The following is a 19,135-nucleotide window of genomic DNA, read 5'->3' on the forward strand; positions in this document are numbered from 1 at the left end:
AAAATACTCCTTAAAATGCATTTTTAGACCCAAATAAAAGTACGATTGTTTTAAAGATTATTTTAACATCCATAAAAATAGATTGATTTTTGATATAGTACAAATCCAATTCAACCATTTCTTTGAATCCTATATTGCTTCTTCCACTTACTTGCCAAATACCTGTACACCCAGGCGTTACAATTAACCGTTTTTTGTCATAATTCGTATACTCTGCTACTTCTCTCGGAAGAGGAGGACGTGGTCCAACTAGACTCATCTCTCCCTTTAATACATTAAATAACTGCGGTAATTCATCAACACTAGTTTTACGAATTAATCTTCCTATCCTTGTAACTCTAGGGTCATTTTTCATTTTAAACATAGCTCCTGTGGTCTCGTTTAACTGAAGAAGTTCTGCTAACTTCGTTTCAGCATCAGTAACCATAGACCTAAATTTGTACATTTTAAAAATTTTACCTTTTTTCCCTATTCTCTCTTGAGAAAAAAATACCGGTCCTTTTGGATCCTCTATTTTTATAGCAAATGCTACCAATATAAATACAATAGATAATAAAATTATACCTATTAAAGAACCTATAATATCTAATGTTCTCTTAGGTACTAAGTAAACTAAGCTTTCATTACCGATAAGTTCATCAAAATTCTGGGATGCATGCGTCTTGAGGGTTGCTTTTTTTTTGGCAATTTGTGTCATACGTTACTCCCCTCATACTTCATTTTAATTCAACGAACGTATTTAATTCTTTTTTTACTATTTCGTTCATAACATTTAACAAATCTTCCCTTAAATCCTTATGCTGTAAAGCAAACTCTATGGTAGTCTCAATAAAACCTAATTTTTCACCCACATCATGGCGTCTTCCTTCGAAGTCATAAGCAAATACGCGTTGAATTTCATTTAATTTTTGAATGGCATCCGTTAATTGAATTTCACCGCCGGCTCCTACTTCTTGCTCTTCTAAAAACTTAAAGATTTCAGGTGTAAATACGTAGCGTCCCATAATTGCTAGATTCGAAGGAGCCGTACCAGCTGCCGGTTTTTCGACAAACGTATTTACTTGATGGCGACGGCCGTCGTTTGAAACCGGATCAATAATTCCGTAGCGGTGCGTTTGATTATCAGGCACCGTTTGAACGCCGATTACTGAAGACAACGTTTGTTCATATTCATTCATCAGCTGGCGAAGACATGGTGTTTCCGCTTGTACAATGTCATCACCAAGCAGCACAGCAAAAGGTTCGTCTCCAATAAACTTACGTGCACACCATACTGCATGCCCTAACCCTTTTGGTTCTTTTTGACGAATGTAATGAATTTCTACGTTCGATGATTGCTGTACTTTTTCTAAAATATCAAACTTCTCTTTTGAAACTAGATTATTCTCCAGCTCAGGTGCAAAGTCGAAATGATCTTCAATCGCTCTTTTGCCTTTACCTGTTACGATAATAATGTCTTCGATTCCTGAAGCAATTGCTTCTTCAACGATGTATTGAATCGTCGGTTTATCAACAATTGGAAGCATTTCTTTTGGCATTGCTTTTGTAGCCGGCAGGAAGCGTGTTCCAAGTCCTGCTGCTGGAATAATTGCTTTTTTTACTTTTTTCATCAATTCATCATCCCTCATTCTCTCTTTTTTTACTGATTTAGGTATGTACAAGATGTAAATACTTATGGAAACGCTGTACATATACAGTTCTTTCATAAGTATTTACACAATTAAATTTTGGGCATCTAACCCGTCCTCACACCATACTCTTGACAACAATCGTGTCTAAGGTGTTTGAGCACCCACAGTACAGCCGAGTATCTCCTTTGATAGTGGTTAGGAGATATCACCATTTTTTAATATTTGTAACTTTTATTGAATATTAATCCATCCTCACTAAAAAAAGAAGAAAGTTGTCAGGAATTCTGTCTTTTAAAAAATTCCTAAAAACTTTTTCTTCTTCACTTGCTCGGGCGTATCTTGAAAACAAACGTAGCCTTTTATAACAGCTTCTGCATTTTCATAAAACATATATAACGTGTCAATTCCGTATTCAGATGAAATCAACTCGCTTGCTTCTTGCATGTAGAAGTTTCTTCCTGATAGATTGTGTGCGTCAGAAGCAATCATATGAGTTAAGTTAGCTTGAATTAAATCCATAGAAAATCTCTTAATTTTTTTGCCGAACCTTCCTGTTAAGCTGGATGCGGTAATTTGAGTAAGAACTCCTTTGTTTACAAGGTTATATAAAATATTGGGATCTTCTATAAGCCGGCTGTTTCGCTCAGGATGAACAATAATAGGTGTTAACCCTTCCGACTGAATATTGTAGACTAAATTTTCCGTGAATTTCGGCACTTGGCTGGACGGCAGTTCTAAAAACAGGTATTTATCTGTTTGATTTAAAGTGAGTATTTTACCATCTTGATAGTCTTTGATAATCTCTCCATATATACGAGACTCTTGACCTGGTAATATCGTAAGAGGGATATTTTCTTGATGCAGATGCGTGTTTAATCGTTCCACTCGCTGTATAATTTCGTTTTTTTCATTTATGTATTGGCCATTTTGATGGTGAGGAGTTGCAACAATCGTATGAATCCCTTCACTTACTGCTTGTTTGCCCATTTGTAAGCTGTCTTCTATGGTTTTAGCACCGTCGTCGATACCGTGCAAAATGTGACAGTGAAGATCAATCATTTTTTATTTCCTCCTTTTCCTCCAAATAAGCTATATGAACTAGTTTATACTTATGAAATACTACCATAGGCATATTAACCCTTCAATGTCTTATTTTGTCGAAAATTATCAAATGACTAAATTTCTTCTTATTATGACGTTTTTTGTATCTGAAATAGTCTTTTATTATCATGATAAACGTTATAACTGTATACTAATTTTTTATAATAATTAGATCTATTTTCATTTAAAAGAATTTTATTCCAATTAACTCCACGAAACCTATTCTATCAGCGAAACCCTTGTATTTATTGAGCCTAGAGAATTATTTATTTTTAAATTTCTGATAAAAATACGATTTTTTGTTCATTATATTGAAAACGCAACCATTGCCTTTAATATTGCTTTTTTATTGAAAACAAAATCGATAAATAGTTAATTTAACCTAATTATTATGTAGTTAATAAGGCTCAATGGAGTCATATACTCTAACTAATTCCTTGCATTTTTCACCATCTTTTTTTATCATTAAGTGAAAATTTTGTAGAGAAAAGAGTATTTTTATGATTTTAAAACGTGTGTTATTAGTTCTTTTGCTATTATCTATCTCAAAGTTCTCCCACACTCCGCATTTAGAGGTAATGGACCCTTCTAGCTGGACGAATTCATCCGTTTGGGATCACAGCGCTACGCTTTGGTCTGTACTGCACCCTGGCAGTGAGTTTTTCACAGCCTACAGCTACGGCTTTAACGTTGAGTTCATTGTACGAAAAATTGCCCACCTTTCTTTTTTCGGCATGCTAGGCTTACTTTTTTACTGGAATTTAAAAAAGCAGAGCTATCGTTACATAAAAGCATGGCTATGTGTAGCTGCGTTTGCATTTTTAGATGAAGTGCATCAGGCGTTTATTATCGGCCGGGATGGACGTATCACAGATGTAGCTGTTGATTCACTAGGTGCAGCCATTGCTTTATATTTGTTATATCGGGCGAGAAGAACGAATGTAAGAGTACCAAAGTAAGAAAAAAGCATGCCAATCGCATGCTTTTTTTATGCTGAAAATCTCGTATTCTTTTATTTTACCGTCACTTTCGCATAGGTGCTGTAGCCGCCTTGGCCTTTCACTAACACGTGCAGAAGTGTTCCAGATTTTTGCTTTGGAATCGTAATTGAAAAGTTTCCTGCATTATCTGTTTTTCCCGTCGCAATGATATCTGGCCATACTTTTACATAAATTGTTGAGTTTGGCTCGGCACTTCCTGTAAGTTTCGTATCCTCGCTTGAAATGGCATTAACTTTTGCTGCTTCCGGCGCCTGATCCGTTTGCACAAATAGTTTTGTGTAGGTACTATAGCCGCTTTGGCCTTTTACTAATACGTGAAGCTGTCTGCCCGTCGGCTGCTTTGGAATTGCAATCGAAAAGTTTCCTGCATTATCCGTTTTTCCTGTCGCGATGGTATCTGGCCATACTTTTACATAGATCGTCGAGTTCGGCTCTGCTGTTCCCGTTAGTTTTGTATCACCTTCACTTAACTCATTTACTTTTGCTGCTTCAGGGGCTGAATCAGACTGTACATAAATTTTTGTGTACGTACTGTAGCCGCCTTGACCTTTCACTAGTACGTGGAGCATCGTTCCTGCTTGTTGTGTTGGCACGTCAAACGAAAAGTTTCCTGCAGCGTCTGTTTTTCCTGTCGCAATGACATCCGGCCATACTTTTACGTAGATGGTTGAATTAGGTTCAGCTGTTCCTGATAGTTTACTATCGCCAGCCTTGATTAGATCTACTTGAGCTGGATTTGGAATAGTAATTTTAGGGTATTTGTCCTCGTAATGAGAGACTAGGCTTACGCCTGGATAGTAAAAGTTTAGTATATCCGTATATGATTTTCCTTGAGCAGCCATGGAATTTGCTCCGAATTGACTTAAACCGACTCCATGCCCGTTTCCTTTTCCTTCAATAGTAATGATTTGGGTATCTGCCTTTTGATTAGTCACCATCAAACTTTTAAAGCGGATGCCATCAAGCATAAATCGAATGTTATCTGCTTTATCTCCAGTTCGACTCCATGTTTTAACCGCAAGCTTGTTGTCTTGATCTACTTCGCCTTTCATTACGTAGGTTACGCTGATATCTCCTTTGCTCATACGCTGACCTGACGTTGGCTGATAAAGGCTAATTTTAGAAATGCCTACAATTTTAATGTCTTTTCCTTTAAATTGAGTCGCTGTTTGCATTTGTGCTTTAATTTTTCCTGCAATTTTTTCATCCGCTTCTTTTGTTTGACTCCACCATGAATTTGGGTTTTTCAAATCTTTTGTAGATAGGTCAATTTGCTGTTTTTGAACTGTTAATGACCATTTTGTTTGAGGATCATACGGATCAGTTTTCACTTGGAAGTAAGGATGAGAAGCTTTTCCCCATGCATTATAATCAGATTCAATGATTCCGCCGTTGCTTGAAGAAAACACAGAATTAATTAACGCCCCGTTGTACTTTAATACTTTTCCAAACGTTTCATCAACTGCGCTGCTGGTACTGTTGTACCATTCATATCCTCCGTATACCTGAAAGCTTGTTGTATCATCAATGATTTTACTTGCATAGCTTAATGCGTATGTTCTCGCAGCAACGGCCTGAGATTTTAACGCATCAGCATGCCAAGACGTATATACTTCTTTTGGAACAACGCCTTTTAAATAATCTTCCATTGGAATTGTATTGATGGGTCTGACATATTTGCTGCTTTCGTTGGTAAACTGTACGCTCCCTAAGTAGTTTCTGTTATTAATAGAAAGGAAGGCTTCGTATGTAGATGGTTTAGCAGTGAAGCTATCGAATTCACCAAGAGCTTCTTGGTTATGCAGTAGTTTGACTTTGCTCCCCGCTACTTTTACTTCGTACTCTGTATTAGCTTGAAGCGTTACTTCGCTGTCTGCAATCGTATAGGACTGCGAGGGCTTAATTTTAATACTGGATTGATTGCCTAAATAATTTTTTAATTTCACGGATACCGTCGGCTCTGTTTCAGCTGCCTGTACAGGCTTACTTGCAGCACTATAGCTAACCGTAATCAGTAAACTTAACATGAATACAATGGGTAAAATCTTTTTCATTCTGTCTACTTGTCTCCTTGTCTATTTTTCTGTTTTCCTTCGTTATATCGGCAGACTTTCGACATTTTTTAATCTTTTTAGCTAAGTTTGTTTAAAAATATTTCTTCGGGACTGAGTATAACGATTATCATTGAGTTCTTTTACGCCAAAAAAGGCTGTTGAGAACAAATCTTCTCAACAGCCTGATAGAAAAGTAGAAAGTTCCTTCAGCTTTCTATTTTCTTATACTTCAACACCAATTTCTTTCATAATCTTTGTTGTGCTCCCTTCCAGGTTAAAACACTCTACATACTGATTTAAAGAACGTTTGATCCGATTAATAACAAAACGTTCTCCGTCAATATTGCACTGTCGTAAATTATGAAATAACGTTTGAATTTCTGCTTTTACTTCTTCATGGTTAAATGCATAGTGACCGGCAATATCTAAAATTTTATCAGTGAGCTCTTTTTGCTGGAGGATATCTCCGATTTGCAGCTCGCGCTGATCACCTACCATCCACTTTCTCCATCTTTCACTTTTAATAGCTTGAAGCGTTAAGACGTATTCAACATTTGATTGATGTTCAATGAGTCCATCTCGAGCAAGCTGATCTTCTACTTTTGCTAATTCGATGTACGCACGCGTTTCTTCCGTTCCGAACTGCGGAGCAACGTTTGTGGCGGTGATGCCAAGCGGCAAGTGCTGCAGCAAAATATGATCATCAATATAATCTCCGTTATGTTCTTTTAGACCTACTCCATACTGTTTGGCGATGCTTGCTAGCTCTTGGGCATTTTTAGAATTAAAGGTTCCTACATTTTCTGTCATTTTTACAAGCGTTCCTGTTTGACCTACGATAAAGGTTGGAGTAGGCAATTGTCGTTTCTCCAGCTCGCTGTTTAACGTTTGAATAAACGTTTCATAAGTTTCTCTTGAAGTTAACCCCCCGTTTGTCTCTTCTGTTCCTACTTCATAACCAATTTCAGCTAACCCTAAGCGTTTTCGTTCACTTTCACAGTACTGAATTAATTCAATTGTACGACTCAGCACACTTTCCATTGGAACCACTTTTCCCATTTCATAAGGATCTTTTGTTGGATCAATATGAAGCAGATCAAACCCGTTATTCAAATCCTCTAAGTATGACTGCTTACCTAACTGCATCGCCAGTTCTTCTTCTAGATGATCATTTCTTTCATTGTCTCGCTGCCACGGGCCGCCGTGATCTCGGCACGTGTAATACAATCCGTTAAACTCTGTTTCAGCCGCTGTTTCAGCAATCGTTTGAGTGAACGTTCTTTGATTCCAGTTACAAACGTAGCCTCCGCCTAGTTCTGCTGCATCTACTTGATTGCGGCTAGCAATAAATAACAGCGGAAAATCTTTTTCTTTTCCTAATTCAAAACAAGCTTTTAATAACGTTTTAGACATGGGTCCAATTCCTAGAAGCGTAACCGCCTCTCCTTTGTCTTGCATATTGAGCATTACTTTTACCACTTCATTAATGTTTACTTTTTGCATGATACTTCCTCCTTTTATGGTTAACACCCCTTTAAAATGGAACGAACAATATGTATACACATATTGTTCATTCGAGGGATTGCTATTGACTTTTAGACGCTGATGCTTTGTTGATCCATTGGTTCTTCTTCAGGCACTTCTTTTGTTACATCTTTCTTTAAAGCATTGACCATGACGGCTGTCACGACTGTTCCTGCTAAAATAGCTCCTATATACCAAAGCTTATGATCGACAACCAATAAAACAATTGGCCCTCCATGAGGAGCATGATCTGTTACTTTGGCAAGAGCGCCAATGACGGCTCCTGTGGCAGACCCTACCATGATTGAAGGCAGCACTCGAAAAGGATCGGCTGCGGCAAACGGAATGGCTCCTTCTGTAATCCCTATCATCCCCATGGCAAGAGCTGCTTTTCCCGCTTGTCTTTCTTGATCGTTGTATTTTTTCTTGCTTAATAAGGTAGCCAGTCCTAAACCAAGAGGAGGAGTACAAATCGCTATTGCTATAATCCCCATAATCGTATACACGCCTTCTGCCATCATTCCAAAGGCAAACATGCAGGCTACTTTATTAATAGGGCCTCCCATATCAAATGCAATCATGCATCCTAAGATAACCGCTAATAAAATCAAACTTGATCCATTCATTTGTTTTAATGTTTCCGTCATAGCTGTCATAAAATACCCAATCGGCTTGGCTAATAAATAGATGTATCCTAAACCAATTACGAGTGAACTAGTAATCGGAATGATAAAAATAGGCATGATTGGCCGAAGCATAGTCGGCACTCTCCAGGTTTTTACCCACTGAACAAAACAGCCGGCTAAAAATCCTAAAACAATCGCTCCGAGAAATCCTGCTTTTACTTCACTGTCACCAATCGGTGTGTTAGCGATGTACCCAACAATCATTCCCGGCACAAGGCCAGGCTTACCCGCAATGGAGTAAGCGATATAGCCTGCTAAAACCGGAACCATCATCGTAAATCCAGCTGTACCAATACTTAAGATGTTATTCATTAAAGGGTTGGTGACTTCCATTCCATTTTCCCCAGGTGTTCCTGTAGCTAACGCAGCTGCTATGCAAATGCCGCCCACTACAACCGCTGGAATCATGTAGGAAACACCCGTCATTAAATGATTTTTTAGGATTTTAAAAAACTCTTTCATAGCACCACTCTCCCGCTTCCATTTATACTTCTTGCGTCATAAGCTTTTCTGCTTGTTCCAACACTTTCTGAGGATTGGAAATGGCTTCTGCTACTCCTACTTTTAATATTTTTTTGCCGGTAAATCTTTCTTCTCTTTCAATGGCGCAGCCTACAGCTAAAATAACAACATCCGCTGAGTTAATCTGTTTTTTCTTTAGTTCATTTTCAATGCCCATTGCTCCTTGCGTTTCAATCATCACCTTGTGTCCTAATTTCTTTCCAGCCTTTTCTAAAGCAGATTGAGCCATATATGTGTGTGCAATTCCTGTCGGACAAGCCGTAATTCCTACAATATTCATGTTTATTCCTCCTCAAATTTTATAGAGCTATTGCTTTAAGTGTTGAACATACTTCTCTTACACCAGGAGCGTGAATTAACTCTTCTCGAAATTCTTCGTCCATAAGCTCCCGGCTAATATTAGCTAAAATTTTCAAATGAACATCCCCGCTTTGAGCTAAAGGAACGCCTATTAAGAAAATCAATTTCACTTCTTTATCATCGTCTTCATCCCATTCAACTTGCTCGCTTACTCTTCCAAATACAATGAATGGCTCGACTACTTGATCGGACTTTCCGTGCGGGATGGCGATAGAATATCCGATAGCCGTAGAGAACTCTTCCTCTCTTTTTAAGACGCTATCAATATACTTATCGATTGATTTGATTTTCCCAGACGAATAAGCTAAATGCCCTAGCTCTTTAATAATGTCTAATTTATCTTTGGATTTTAAGTCAAGTGCTACTAAGCTTTCACTAATAACCATTACATCCCCTCTCCCAACAGCTCCATCACTTCTTCTGCCGTTGTACATTCTGTTAATCTAGTAAGGGTGTTCTCAGAATCAAAGATACTGTACAGATCTGTAAGTATATCTTTGACAACAATTTGTTCACCAAATTTTAATGCAAGCAGAAAGATAATTTTCACTTCTCCTTCTTCCCAGTCCAACGCATTTGAGCACGTGGCAATAATAATTTTAGAACGCTCTACGTACTGATCTTCTCCGTGAGGGATCGCTACTGAATTTCCTAGTGAAGTAGAAGCTATGTTTTCACGTTGAACAACTGATTGCTTAAAACCTTCCTTCACGTATCCTTTGCTTTGAAGCTGGTGACATAAATAATCAATTAGCTGTTCTTTATCTGTAAAATTCACCTGAGGAAAAATCAACTGCGGATCTAGCATTTTAAATAAATTGGCACATGTTATACTTGCTTCTTTTTTCGAAAATGTATCTTCCCAAAAAAAGTTATTAATATTTTTAATGTCCACTTCACTTACGAGCGAAGAAATTGTAATAACCGGCTTCACTTCAATATGTAAAGGAACGGTTGAAATAATAAAATCAATGTTGCTTAAATCAAAGTGAGATAGCCTGCCTAAAGAGATAACTTCTGCTATTTCCAGCTGAGGAATAAGCCGCTTGATTCGATTTGCGATTAGCTGAGATGTGCCAATACCTCCGGGGCAGACGACAATTGCTCTTTTTAGCCCTACGCATCTTTCGATTGCTGCTTGAAAATGAAGCGTTACATATCCAATTTCATCTTCATTTACTTTTACATTCAATTTTCTTTCGATGATGGAACAAACAAGCCACGTCATGCCAAATGTTGCGGAATACTGATGTTTGATTTCTTCTAGAAGCGGGTTTTTGATGTTAATTTGATATTTCAAGCGGTTAACCATCGGTTTAATATGCATGAGCAGACCTGTGTACAGCTCTTTGTCACCTTGCAGATTCAGATTCATTACCTTGGTCGAAGTTTGAACCATCTCGTCTACTAACTCTTTTAACGAACTATCCGCGTGGTTTACAAATAGTTCAACATTACTTGGTGAAATATCTTTTTCCATACCGGAACATAATAAATACTGCTTTATATAGTGGATTTCATTTTCCGGGATACTGATATCGAAACATTCAGATATTTCTTCACTTACCTCTTTAGCAATGGTATACATTTTCAAAACGTAATCCGTTTGATGATGCAACTCTGGCTCATTAACAGCTGCTATACGCTGATGAGAGCGAACACGCTTAATTAAAATTAAAATGTGTGTAACTAAATTCAGAAAATACGTATGACTGATGCGATACTGAAGCTTTTTCTCTGCACGCTCAATGATGTGTTCTACCTGTGTGACTTCAAGGTCTTCAAACAAGTTGGATAGTCCTGAGAAAGTCGCGGCATCCAGCCTGCTGCTGGATTGAATATCGTAATCCTGCTGATAATTTAAATTTAAAAGTTCATTTGTAATACCAGCAATTGCTCTTCGGGTACTTTCTTCATTTCCTTTTACCCTTGTGCCTTCGTGGTTTTTTACTAAAAGTAAGCCGTAGGACTTTAACCATTCTTTTACTTTCTCTAAGTCTTTTACAATCGATGTTTTACTTACCATAAATTCTTCTGATAACTTTTGAAGAGAAGTCGACTGATTTGCATATAACAGCTGCAGTATAATTTTCATCTTTCTTATTTTAGTTGATAGAGGATCAATTTCTTCTTTCTTTAGATCTAAATCATTTAACAGCATGAGCTTATAATCTGGTTTGGCCTTGATTTTAATTCCTACTCCAGGTTTTTTATGAAGAGTGGCGCTTCCTTTTGATAAATAGCCAGAAACTAGCTTTAAATCATTATGCACCGTTCGCTCTGAAACTTTCATTTTCTGAGAATAGAAATCAATCGTTTTGTACTCTTCTTCGCTAATAATTAACTGTAATAACTTCTTTTGTCGTGTTGTTAACATCTCCATTTCTACAAACCCCTTTTTTATAAATCATGGATTGTAACGTGTACTTGTTTTTATTTTTGTAAACGTTTTCTTGTTAGTTAAATCTTATCACCTTCTTTTGATAACGGGTATATCAATTCTTTGCAACTTCACTGTTGAAGAAAGAGCACAGAACTATGGTAGAGAGTACTTTGTAGCTTAAATAAGCCTACTTCATACAAAAAACATGGAGCGCTGGCTCCATGCTTTTTCTCATATTTTAAATCTTGCAATCAATTCTTGCAGTTCCTCCGACATATTTGCTAAGTCCATTGCCGATGAAGCAATTTCCTCCATGGAAGCAAGCTGTTCTTCAGTTGTAGCTGATACGTTTTGCGCACCGGCTGCCGCTTCTTCAGCGATGCCGTTAACTTCGTGAATCGCCTGCTGGACTTCAAGCGTACCTTTGGCTAGATTATGAATAGCACTTCCGATCTGCTGAATTTGATTCACTACGTGCTGCACAGCTTCGTTAATTTGCAGAAATGACGTACCCGCTTGTTCCACTACTGCTAGGCCTTCTTTTACTTCTTTGGTGGTGACCGTCATAAATTGAAGCGTTCGAGCTGTTTCGCTTTGAATGAGTGCAACTAGATTTTTAATTTGATTCGCTGAGTTGGATGAACCTTCTGCTAGTTTACGTACTTCACTTGCCACAACGGCAAAGCCTTTTCCGTGATCTCCTGCTCTTGCTGCTTCAATAGCTGCATTTAAAGCAAGCAGATTTGTTTGATCAGCAATGGTTGTGATGACATCGTTAATTTGACTAATTTTAGCTGAGTGTTCGCTAAGACCTTGAAAAACAGATGAGAGTTCGGTGACATTTTCGTTGATTGATTTCATTTGTTTGGCTGCTGTTTCAACGGTCGCTGTTCCGCTATTTGAAATCGCAGCCGTGTCGAGTGCTCGCTTAGTGATTTGCTCGACATTTTCAACAACTTCTGATGTTTGGTTCGTAATGCGGTGAATAATGGTGGAGCTTTCTTGAATTTGATTCACTTGATGGTTGGATCCTGAGGCTAGTTTTTCAGTGATGCCTGAAATATGTTCAATCGCACTGTTGTTTTGTTCTGCGCTGGCGCTTAGTTCTTCTGAAGAAGCTGCAACCGTTGATGAAATGTTTCCAACGGACATAATCATTTCTTTTAATCCGCCAATCATTTTATTAAATGAAGCGGTAAGGGAGCCAATTTCATCGTTGGATTCGTAGGTGCCTTTCACTTGAAAATCCCCGTCTTTTGCTGTTTCCATAAGGTTTTTAATATCGTTTAAAGGCTTTGTAATCATGCGTGCAATCAGAAGTCCAATCCCTATTGTAAGTAGGATGACCAACGCGCTGACGAGTAAAAGAGTAGTAACCGCTGATTTTGCGCTTTGCTTATTTTTTTGGTAAATGCTTTTTGCTTCGTCATTGTTTATCGTTTGAAGATCATCTAGCGTGTTGTTTATGGTTGTACGCAGGGGGACGATTTGTTTAGAAAAAACGTTATAGGCTTCATCTCCTTTTTCATCTTGAGCAAGCTGTATAGCTTCACTTCTTGCTTGTGTTAAGTTGCCAATATTCTCTTCGTATACAGCTAATTTTTCTTTTTCACTATCTAGCAAAAATGTTTTTTTATACTGTGCCATGAGCTCTTTATTTTCAGCTTCTTTTTCTTGAATTTCATCGAGACGCTTACGCTGATAGTTTTCACCTTTTGATAAAATCATTTCAAGCGTATTCGCATCAATTGCTCGGTTATTCGTACGAATTTGCCCTAACTGCCTGATTGGCTGCAGGCGGTCATTGTACATAGACTCCGAGCTGTCAGCAATTTGCTGCGTGTAGAAATAGCTGATGACTGCTACTGTAATTAGTGAAATCGTCGAAATGATAACCATGATTAATAGCTTTCGATAAATACTTAAATTGCGCAAGACCCCCATACCATATCCCCTTTTCACTGATTTTCTTTCCCTTGCACTTCGTTATATCTATCGGTCATGAGGCTTGTTCTATCCATAGTACATTTTTGAATTTTTATCGAAATAAAAAACGCGCTGAAGCAATCAGCACGTTTTTTCTCCATTAGTACACAAGGCTTTCGATCATATTGATGACGTTTGTTTCTACTTCTTTTAATCTCTTTTTACTTTCACTTTCCGTCTCTTGATTCACTCCAAAATAAAACTTCACTTTTGCCTCTGTGCCTGAGAGGAGAATCGCAAACCAAGAGCCTCCTTGCAGCCAAAATTTGAGTGCATTTGCCGAAGGCCAGTTCATTCTTTCTTGCTGAGCGGTCAGTAAGTTGGTTCTTATTCCAGTTTGATAGTCTTCTATTTTTTCAACTGTCGCATCCGCTATTTCTGCAGGAGGATGCTCATGGAATACGTTCACAATACGGCTAATTTGTTCCGCTCCGTCTTTTCCTTTTAAAGTGAACGAAGTCAGAGACTCGTTGTAATAGCCATAGGTTTCATAAAGCTCTATTAGCCCATCATAAAGCGTCATGTTTTGCTGTTTGTAAAAGGACTCTTCTCATTTACTTTTGGTCACGTTAGTCACTTGTTTGTGCAAGTCACTTGGAGCGCGCTGTGATGGCTCCATTTTGTCCACTCAGTTTTCCAGATCATGGTTATCTCTCCTGTCTTGTAGGTTTCTATCTTTATTGTGAAGGATTTCTATGAACCAACTATGAACTTCACTAGAGACTTTCGAACTAAAAAAGCTTCTAAAAACAAGAAGTCATTCGTTATAAAGAACCTTTTTTATAATTAAATACATAAAAATAAACTAATATGCGTTATAATGAACAAAAAGGATATAAGAAAAGGATGAACTTAACGTGATAGGAACCAAAATTAAAACTTTACGATTAAAAAACGGATATTCTATTACACGCTTAGCTGAAAAAGCCCGTATCTCAAAGTCATATTTATCTCATTTAGAGAAAGGCCTAAACAATAACCCGTCTATTCACATGCTAGAAAAAATAGCTTTTTCTCTTAATACAACAATCGATGAATTAATTGAAGCAGGAAGCAGAGATTTTGCATTTTCTTCAAAACTATCTCTAAGCAACGAGTGGCTTTATTTAATAGAAGAAGCAATTAACGATGGAATGACCAAAGAGGAATTTACTGAATTTCATTCCTATTTAAAATTCAGAAAAAAAATGAATACATTAGTTGACTAATTATTTGATTTTTTTATGACAATCGACCTATTTCGACAGCATTCATGACAAACATACTATATAATGAACATAGGTTATATATGGTAACTATTACAAATTATCCAGACAAAGGCAAAATTATTGAAAAATAGTGACGCAAAGCTTCGGGTCTAAGGCCTATTTTGGCTATGACGGCTGAGTTCCCTGGCAAAGGGTGGATGAATCGTAATGAAAGAAGAGAATGTACTGTCGATCGATCAGGAATGGATAAGTCTTATGCAAACAGCTCGCGCAATGGGGCTGACCATAGAAGAAGTCCGAACGTTTTTAAAAGAGTTTAAGCAGAATTGAATACAAAAAGCACGCTCAGATCAGAGCGTGCTTTTTGTATTTTATGCTCATTATTCTTCTACCATTTCCTCATAGAAACACGTGTATAAAAAACGCTTGAAGCAGATGTGAAACACCATTTTATTAAATACGAATTCCTTTTGGCTGACGCTGGTCAAACGTATAAATCTCCGTAAATCCGCACTGTTTCGCCATTTCAACCGCTTCTTTCATATGAGCTCCTACCGTTTCAGCAAAGTGTGAATCAGATCCAATCGTTAAGATTTCTCCGCCTAAATCGCGGTACAGCCCAACAACTTCAAGTGCCGGCAATGCTTCGCCCAGCTTCCCTCTTATACCTGAAGTGTTAATTTCAATTCCAATATTACGATCAATGGCTGTTTTCAAAATCTCCGCAAGAACATCTTTAAATTGATGAAAGTCGTAAATACCATATTGCTCAAACGCATAGCGCTTCATTAAATCTAAATGAGCCAATACGTCAATGTCGGCTTCGCTTACTAGCTTATACATTTCATTAAAATAAGCGCGGTAAATTGCTTCTTTATCGTTCAGCTCCAAATGTTTACGAAGCTTGATGTTATTAATGTTATGCACCGACCCTAATATAAAATCAAAGTTCTCTTGCTTCACCGTTTCTTGATACTTCTCTTTTAAATAATGCGGTTCACAAATTTCAATTCCTTTTTTAATTACTAGCTGGCCTTGAAATTGATCTCTGCATTCTGCTAGTTCTCGTTCATATTTATCAAAATCCATATGACCGTACGTTGGTGCTAATGGATTTAATGAAAAGTGCTCGGTAAAACAAATTTCGTTTATGCCGTTTTTCACAGCTTGTTCGCAAACTTCTTTCATGACTGCCTGTGAGTCGAATGAATTGTTCGTGTGATGATGGTAGTCTACTAGATACATAATTTAGTCACCTCTAAGTTTATTATACATCTCTCCTGTACTTACTGCACACGGAGACCCTTTTCCCCTCCATTACGCCTTTTTTGGTTCGTAAAAAGAATTTCCACTAAAAAAAGACGTTTTTCCTCTTCCAGTAATCCTTGTTTTCTTATAAACTAACTTAATATAGCAGATGTTCTGACATACAACTTGACAAACAACTTTTACTTACAAAGGAGAAAGGAAAGAAGAAATGCAGATTGAAAAAAGTTTCTCTCAAACAAAAAGTCCCTTTCTGTCTTACTTAAGCTCTTATGCTAAAAAGATGAAAGGAGAACTAAAAGAAGAACCGAAAATCAATTATAGAGATGCAGTCGTTTCTTCGATCGGAGGCTTAATTGCGATTATCATTAGCAGCGCGATTGCACTAGCGCTTGGTTATCCAATGGCGCTCGCTCCGATTGGCGCAACCTGCGTGCTTGTTTTCGGAGCTCATAAAGGGCCTTTATCACAGCCTCGTCACGTGCTTGGAGGGCACTTACTAGCAACGGTTTCTGCACTTATTATTTGGAGTTTATTTCATCGAAGTCTTATTACGATTGCGATTGTGCTGGCTTTTGTTCTTATTTTAATGATTCTTACTAAAACCGTTCATCCTCCTGCTGCGGCTAGCGCGATTGTCGCCATTAACACTCAAGCAGGCTGGGGATATTTAGGTATTATTATGATTTGTGCATGTGTGGTCGTATTGATTTCTACCGTGTATAACAATTTATTTCAAGATCGGCAGTATCCCAGGTATTGGGTTTGATACATAAAAAAGACGTCTCCTCATAGAAGACGTCTTTTTTTATTATTTTTCCTTACTGCCTTTTTTGCTATTTCAGGGTCTATTTATCAGCTTTTATTTTACTTCCGTTGAACTAATAAGCTGGTAAACTCCCAAACTTCCATCAGATAATTCTTTTACTTTATGAATACTGTTGAATTTTTTGTATTTAACAGATCCGTCTCCATACGAAATATCATACTCTTCTGTTGTATATACTTTATACATAGAGTCATCTAGTTTTGTTACTCTATTTACATTAAAGCTTAATAAATCTTCTGTTATTCCTTTTTTGATTAGGTAAGCTGTATAATCTTTTTGTTCCTTGTATTTTGGTCCGTTAGTATCGATATAAGGCGCTGCAACAGAAAAGTCTCCACTGTTAATTGAGGAAATTGTAGCGTACATATATTGTTCGATAAAACTAGAAACTTCACTAGTAGATACTCCAGAATTGACTTCCAAACCTTTGTCCGTCGTCTCTTGATTCTTAAAAGGAGCCGATGCTTTTGCCGTAGCTGCTGTCGTATTTTTTTCATCAAAATTAAGCGCAACATCTTCTATGCCTTTTTTAATTGATACTTCTTCCGTTTTCTTTTCTCCGCGTTTTGCATATAGTTTTACTGAACCGTCCATCGGGAGTGGCCCTAAATAATCAATATCGCTAATTTTTGTTTTTGTGTCTTTACCATTAACGAACAGCGTCGCGTCATCATAATCTGAAGAGATGTATACTGCATGATCTGACCAATCAAACTCAACGTTTACATCTTCTCCGTTGGTGGCTTCAATCTCTTGTTCGTTTTCAACTTTTCCGTAATCATTTTGCACTTCACCTTTTAAAGTATGTGTACCAGGTAAAAATGGACCAATCTTTTTAGAAGAGTCACTGCTTACCGTTCCAGCTTTTTGACCGTCAATATATACTACTGTCGCATCTTCTGTAGACTGAGCTTTTGCATATACAGGGTTTATTTGTACCGTGTAATGATCAAAGATTCCCCACTTCTTTCCGTCTTGTTCTAGCTTAGCGTATGAAGAGTGATCTTCGCTTGGAACCCCTGCTTCAAGCGCTCTGCTATCTGCCGCTAACCCTTCAGAGATTGATTTCATTACATCCGGATTTTCGTGCAAATATGTAATAAATGATTTTGTTTGCTCATCGTTGGCTTCTAGTTGAATTTGACCATCATTTACATATTTTTTTACTTTATCAACATCATTGCCCTTTACTGAAGCAATAAATTTTTCTGACACAGCTTTAGGCGACATCATTGTTTTATCTATTCCGTAATAAGCGCCGCCAAGTATAGCAGCTGCTGCTATAACTGAAATGGCTATAACCTTTATTTTTTTATTTGAAGGTTTTACCGATTCTTTCCCTTCCTCTACTGAAGGTGCAGGTTCTACATAACGCTGTGATTTTGCTCCTTGGCTAGAAGTCTCTTTTCTTTCGACGGGATGTCCACACTCTGGACAAAATTGATGCTCATTGGTTAACTGATGTCCACACTCTTTACAATATCCCAATTTCTACACTCCTTTTATAGTGTTATGAAAAAGCATCGCTGTAAACGATGCTTTCTGCAGACTTAAAACAGATCATTTAATTCACTGCTGTTTCCCATTCTTGTAATAATGGTTTTGGCTTCTTCTCCTAAACCATTCGCAATGAACGTCAGTACAATCGTAATGACTACATATACAATAAGAGTGCTATAGATACGATCAAGCCCATTTGTTCCGCTTTGCTTAAAGCTAGCAATCGTAAATGGAACCACAAGGAAAATACTCAGTAAACCAAAATTCATAAAATAAGAGAAGTATTCAACGTGAAGAAATGCAAGCATAAGTCCAATTAGAAGAAGCGCTGTTGGAATAATCATAAACGTGCCAAAGCGTGAGAAAAATCCTTTAAAAGAAACGTCTACCTTTCCAAACTTTGCTGCAACATATGTTGCCCCAATAATAATCGCGAGTCCAATAAAAATGAAAATCCCTTGTTTAAAGACAAAATCGGTAAAATTGAAGTGAATGATGCTGTTGATATCTGTGGCTTTTATTAAATCAGCGCCTGTATTAAAATCCTCCATGTCAGATGGAGCCAGCTCTTCACTGATAATAGGAAGCTTGAACATGCTTCGAACAAATTGAATCAACAATAGCTTCCAGCCTACATACAGCATAATGGGTATACTAAGAGCATAAAGAATGAGGGTGATAAGAGCATTAACGAATTGGCTTTCCCCTGCTGCTTGTGCTGTAGCTGTTGGATTTTTAATTCCTTCTGCAAAATAACTAAAAAATGATTTTGACACTTTTTTCGCCTGACGGACACGCTGATTAGGCTGTTGAGGCGCATACGCAGTTTGTGACTGAGGCTGATATTCAGATGCTGCTGCTGCCTGGCTTACAGCTACCTCTTCTTGCAATTTATGACCGCACTTCACGCAAAACTTTCCGCCCTCATTAAAATGGCCGCAATTTGAACAATTCAAATACTCCTTCCCCCTTCAATAAATTGTTTAAAATATAGTCATATAGATTTGTTTTATTAAAATCTATATAATTCTATATTCATACCTTTTAGCATTATACACCATTTTTGGTATTTTAGGAGAGGTGT

18 protein-coding genes and 1 riboswitch are annotated in these 19,135 nt (G+C 37.5%); of the genes, 4 read left to right on the forward strand and 14 right to left on the reverse strand.

The window, feature by feature from the left end; translation table 11 throughout:
- Positions 1 to 10 precede the first annotated feature (10 nt).
- The 3 genes from ACH6EI_RS18935 to ACH6EI_RS18945 all read right to left on the reverse strand — a co-directional run bounded on the left by ACH6EI_RS18935 (position 11) and on the right by ACH6EI_RS18945 (position 2,690).
- On the reverse strand, positions 11 to 697 hold the full coding sequence (locus ACH6EI_RS18935) for a sugar transferase (RefSeq protein WP_394530583.1): 687 nt from the start codon (positions 695 to 697) through the stop codon (positions 11 to 13).
- Between the two features lie 19 nt (positions 698 to 716).
- A complete protein-coding gene (gene galU / locus ACH6EI_RS18940) occupies positions 717 to 1,610 on the reverse strand; it encodes a UTP--glucose-1-phosphate uridylyltransferase GalU (protein ID WP_394530582.1) in 894 nt (297 codons plus the stop codon).
- 312 nt (positions 1,611 to 1,922) lie between these two features.
- On the reverse strand, positions 1,923 to 2,690 hold the full coding sequence (locus tag ACH6EI_RS18945) for a tyrosine-protein phosphatase (RefSeq protein WP_394530581.1): 768 nt from the start codon (positions 2,688 to 2,690) through the stop codon (positions 1,923 to 1,925).
- Positions 2,691 to 3,232: 542 nt separating this feature from the next.
- Between ACH6EI_RS18945 and ACH6EI_RS18950 the strand changes: the two genes are divergently transcribed.
- A complete protein-coding gene (locus tag ACH6EI_RS18950) occupies positions 3,233 to 3,691 on the forward strand; it encodes a VanZ family protein (RefSeq protein WP_325090466.1) in 459 nt (152 codons plus the stop codon).
- Between the two features lie 53 nt (positions 3,692 to 3,744).
- Here ACH6EI_RS18950 and ACH6EI_RS18955 read toward each other — a convergent pair whose 3' ends face one another.
- The 8 genes from ACH6EI_RS18955 to ACH6EI_RS18990 all read right to left on the reverse strand — a co-directional run bounded on the left by ACH6EI_RS18955 (position 3,745) and on the right by ACH6EI_RS18990 (position 13,771).
- A complete protein-coding gene (locus tag ACH6EI_RS18955; RefSeq protein WP_394530580.1) occupies positions 3,745 to 5,787 on the reverse strand; it encodes a SpoIID/LytB domain-containing protein in 2,043 nt (680 codons plus the stop codon).
- A 222-nt stretch (positions 5,788 to 6,009) separates the two neighbouring features.
- A complete protein-coding gene (locus ACH6EI_RS18960) occupies positions 6,010 to 7,290 on the reverse strand; it encodes a class II D-tagatose-bisphosphate aldolase non-catalytic subunit (RefSeq protein WP_394530579.1) in 1,281 nt (426 codons plus the stop codon).
- Between the two features lie 92 nt (positions 7,291 to 7,382).
- Positions 7,383 to 8,459: a PTS fructose transporter subunit IIC gene (locus ACH6EI_RS18965; protein ID WP_121944582.1), complete on the reverse strand. Its 1,077-nt coding sequence runs from the start codon at positions 8,457 to 8,459 to the stop codon at positions 7,383 to 7,385.
- Positions 8,460 to 8,481: 22 nt separating this feature from the next.
- Positions 8,482 to 8,799 (reverse strand): PTS fructose transporter subunit IIB, encoded by a 318-nt coding sequence (locus ACH6EI_RS18970; RefSeq protein ID WP_394530577.1) that lies wholly within the window; start codon positions 8,797 to 8,799, stop codon positions 8,482 to 8,484.
- 19 nt (positions 8,800 to 8,818) lie between these two features.
- Complete coding sequence (locus tag ACH6EI_RS18975; RefSeq protein WP_302892603.1) at positions 8,819 to 9,265, reverse strand: PTS sugar transporter subunit IIA; 447 nt, start codon at positions 9,263 to 9,265, stop codon at positions 8,819 to 8,821.
- Positions 9,265 to 11,262: a BglG family transcription antiterminator gene (locus tag ACH6EI_RS18980; RefSeq protein ID WP_394530576.1), complete on the reverse strand. Its 1,998-nt coding sequence runs from the start codon at positions 11,260 to 11,262 to the stop codon at positions 9,265 to 9,267. The genes ACH6EI_RS18975 and ACH6EI_RS18980 overlap by 1 nt, the downstream gene beginning before the upstream one ends.
- A 231-nt stretch (positions 11,263 to 11,493) precedes the next feature.
- A complete protein-coding gene (locus ACH6EI_RS18985; protein WP_394530574.1) occupies positions 11,494 to 13,206 on the reverse strand; it encodes a methyl-accepting chemotaxis protein in 1,713 nt (570 codons plus the stop codon).
- A 142-nt stretch (positions 13,207 to 13,348) separates the two neighbouring features.
- Positions 13,349 to 13,771, reverse strand: a complete 423-nt coding sequence (locus ACH6EI_RS18990; protein ID WP_098627345.1) for a hypothetical protein — start codon at positions 13,769 to 13,771, stop codon at positions 13,349 to 13,351.
- 334 nt (positions 13,772 to 14,105) lie between these two features.
- Between ACH6EI_RS18990 and ACH6EI_RS18995 the strand changes: the two genes are divergently transcribed.
- Positions 14,106 to 14,456: an XRE family transcriptional regulator gene (locus ACH6EI_RS18995; RefSeq protein ID WP_221832756.1), complete on the forward strand. Its 351-nt coding sequence runs from the start codon at positions 14,106 to 14,108 to the stop codon at positions 14,454 to 14,456.
- Between the two features lie 100 nt (positions 14,457 to 14,556).
- Positions 14,557 to 14,643, forward strand: a riboswitch (cyclic di-GMP riboswitch).
- A 20-nt stretch (positions 14,644 to 14,663) separates the two neighbouring features.
- Positions 14,664 to 14,786, forward strand: coding sequence for an anti-repressor SinI family protein (locus tag ACH6EI_RS19000; protein ID WP_080968635.1), 123 nt, complete (start codon positions 14,664 to 14,666; stop codon positions 14,784 to 14,786).
- Positions 14,787 to 14,909: 123 nt separating this feature from the next.
- Here the strand turns inward: ACH6EI_RS19000 and ACH6EI_RS19005 are convergent, their stop codons facing one another.
- Complete coding sequence (locus ACH6EI_RS19005) at positions 14,910 to 15,701, reverse strand: histidinol-phosphatase HisJ family protein (RefSeq protein ID WP_099330687.1); 792 nt, start codon at positions 15,699 to 15,701, stop codon at positions 14,910 to 14,912.
- 232 nt (positions 15,702 to 15,933) lie between these two features.
- Here ACH6EI_RS19005 and ACH6EI_RS19010 point away from each other — a divergent pair, with 232 nt between their 5' ends.
- Entirely contained in the window at positions 15,934 to 16,491 is a 558-nt protein-coding gene (locus ACH6EI_RS19010) for an HPP family protein (protein ID WP_322551807.1), read from the forward strand.
- A 93-nt stretch (positions 16,492 to 16,584) separates the two neighbouring features.
- Here the strand turns inward: ACH6EI_RS19010 and ACH6EI_RS19015 are convergent, their stop codons facing one another.
- On the reverse strand, positions 16,585 to 18,039 hold the full coding sequence (locus ACH6EI_RS19015) for a zinc ribbon domain-containing protein (RefSeq protein ID WP_394530572.1): 1,455 nt from the start codon (positions 18,037 to 18,039) through the stop codon (positions 16,585 to 16,587).
- Between the two features lie 62 nt (positions 18,040 to 18,101).
- On the reverse strand, positions 18,102 to 19,007 hold the full coding sequence (locus ACH6EI_RS19020; RefSeq protein WP_394530571.1) for a zinc ribbon domain-containing protein: 906 nt from the start codon (positions 19,005 to 19,007) through the stop codon (positions 18,102 to 18,104).
- Between the last annotated feature and the right edge of the window lie 128 nt (positions 19,008 to 19,135).

The organism is Priestia sp. JSM ZJ58 (assembly GCF_044383985.1).
Taxonomy (GTDB): domain Bacteria; phylum Bacillota; class Bacilli; order Bacillales; family Bacillaceae_H; genus Priestia; species Priestia zanthoxyli.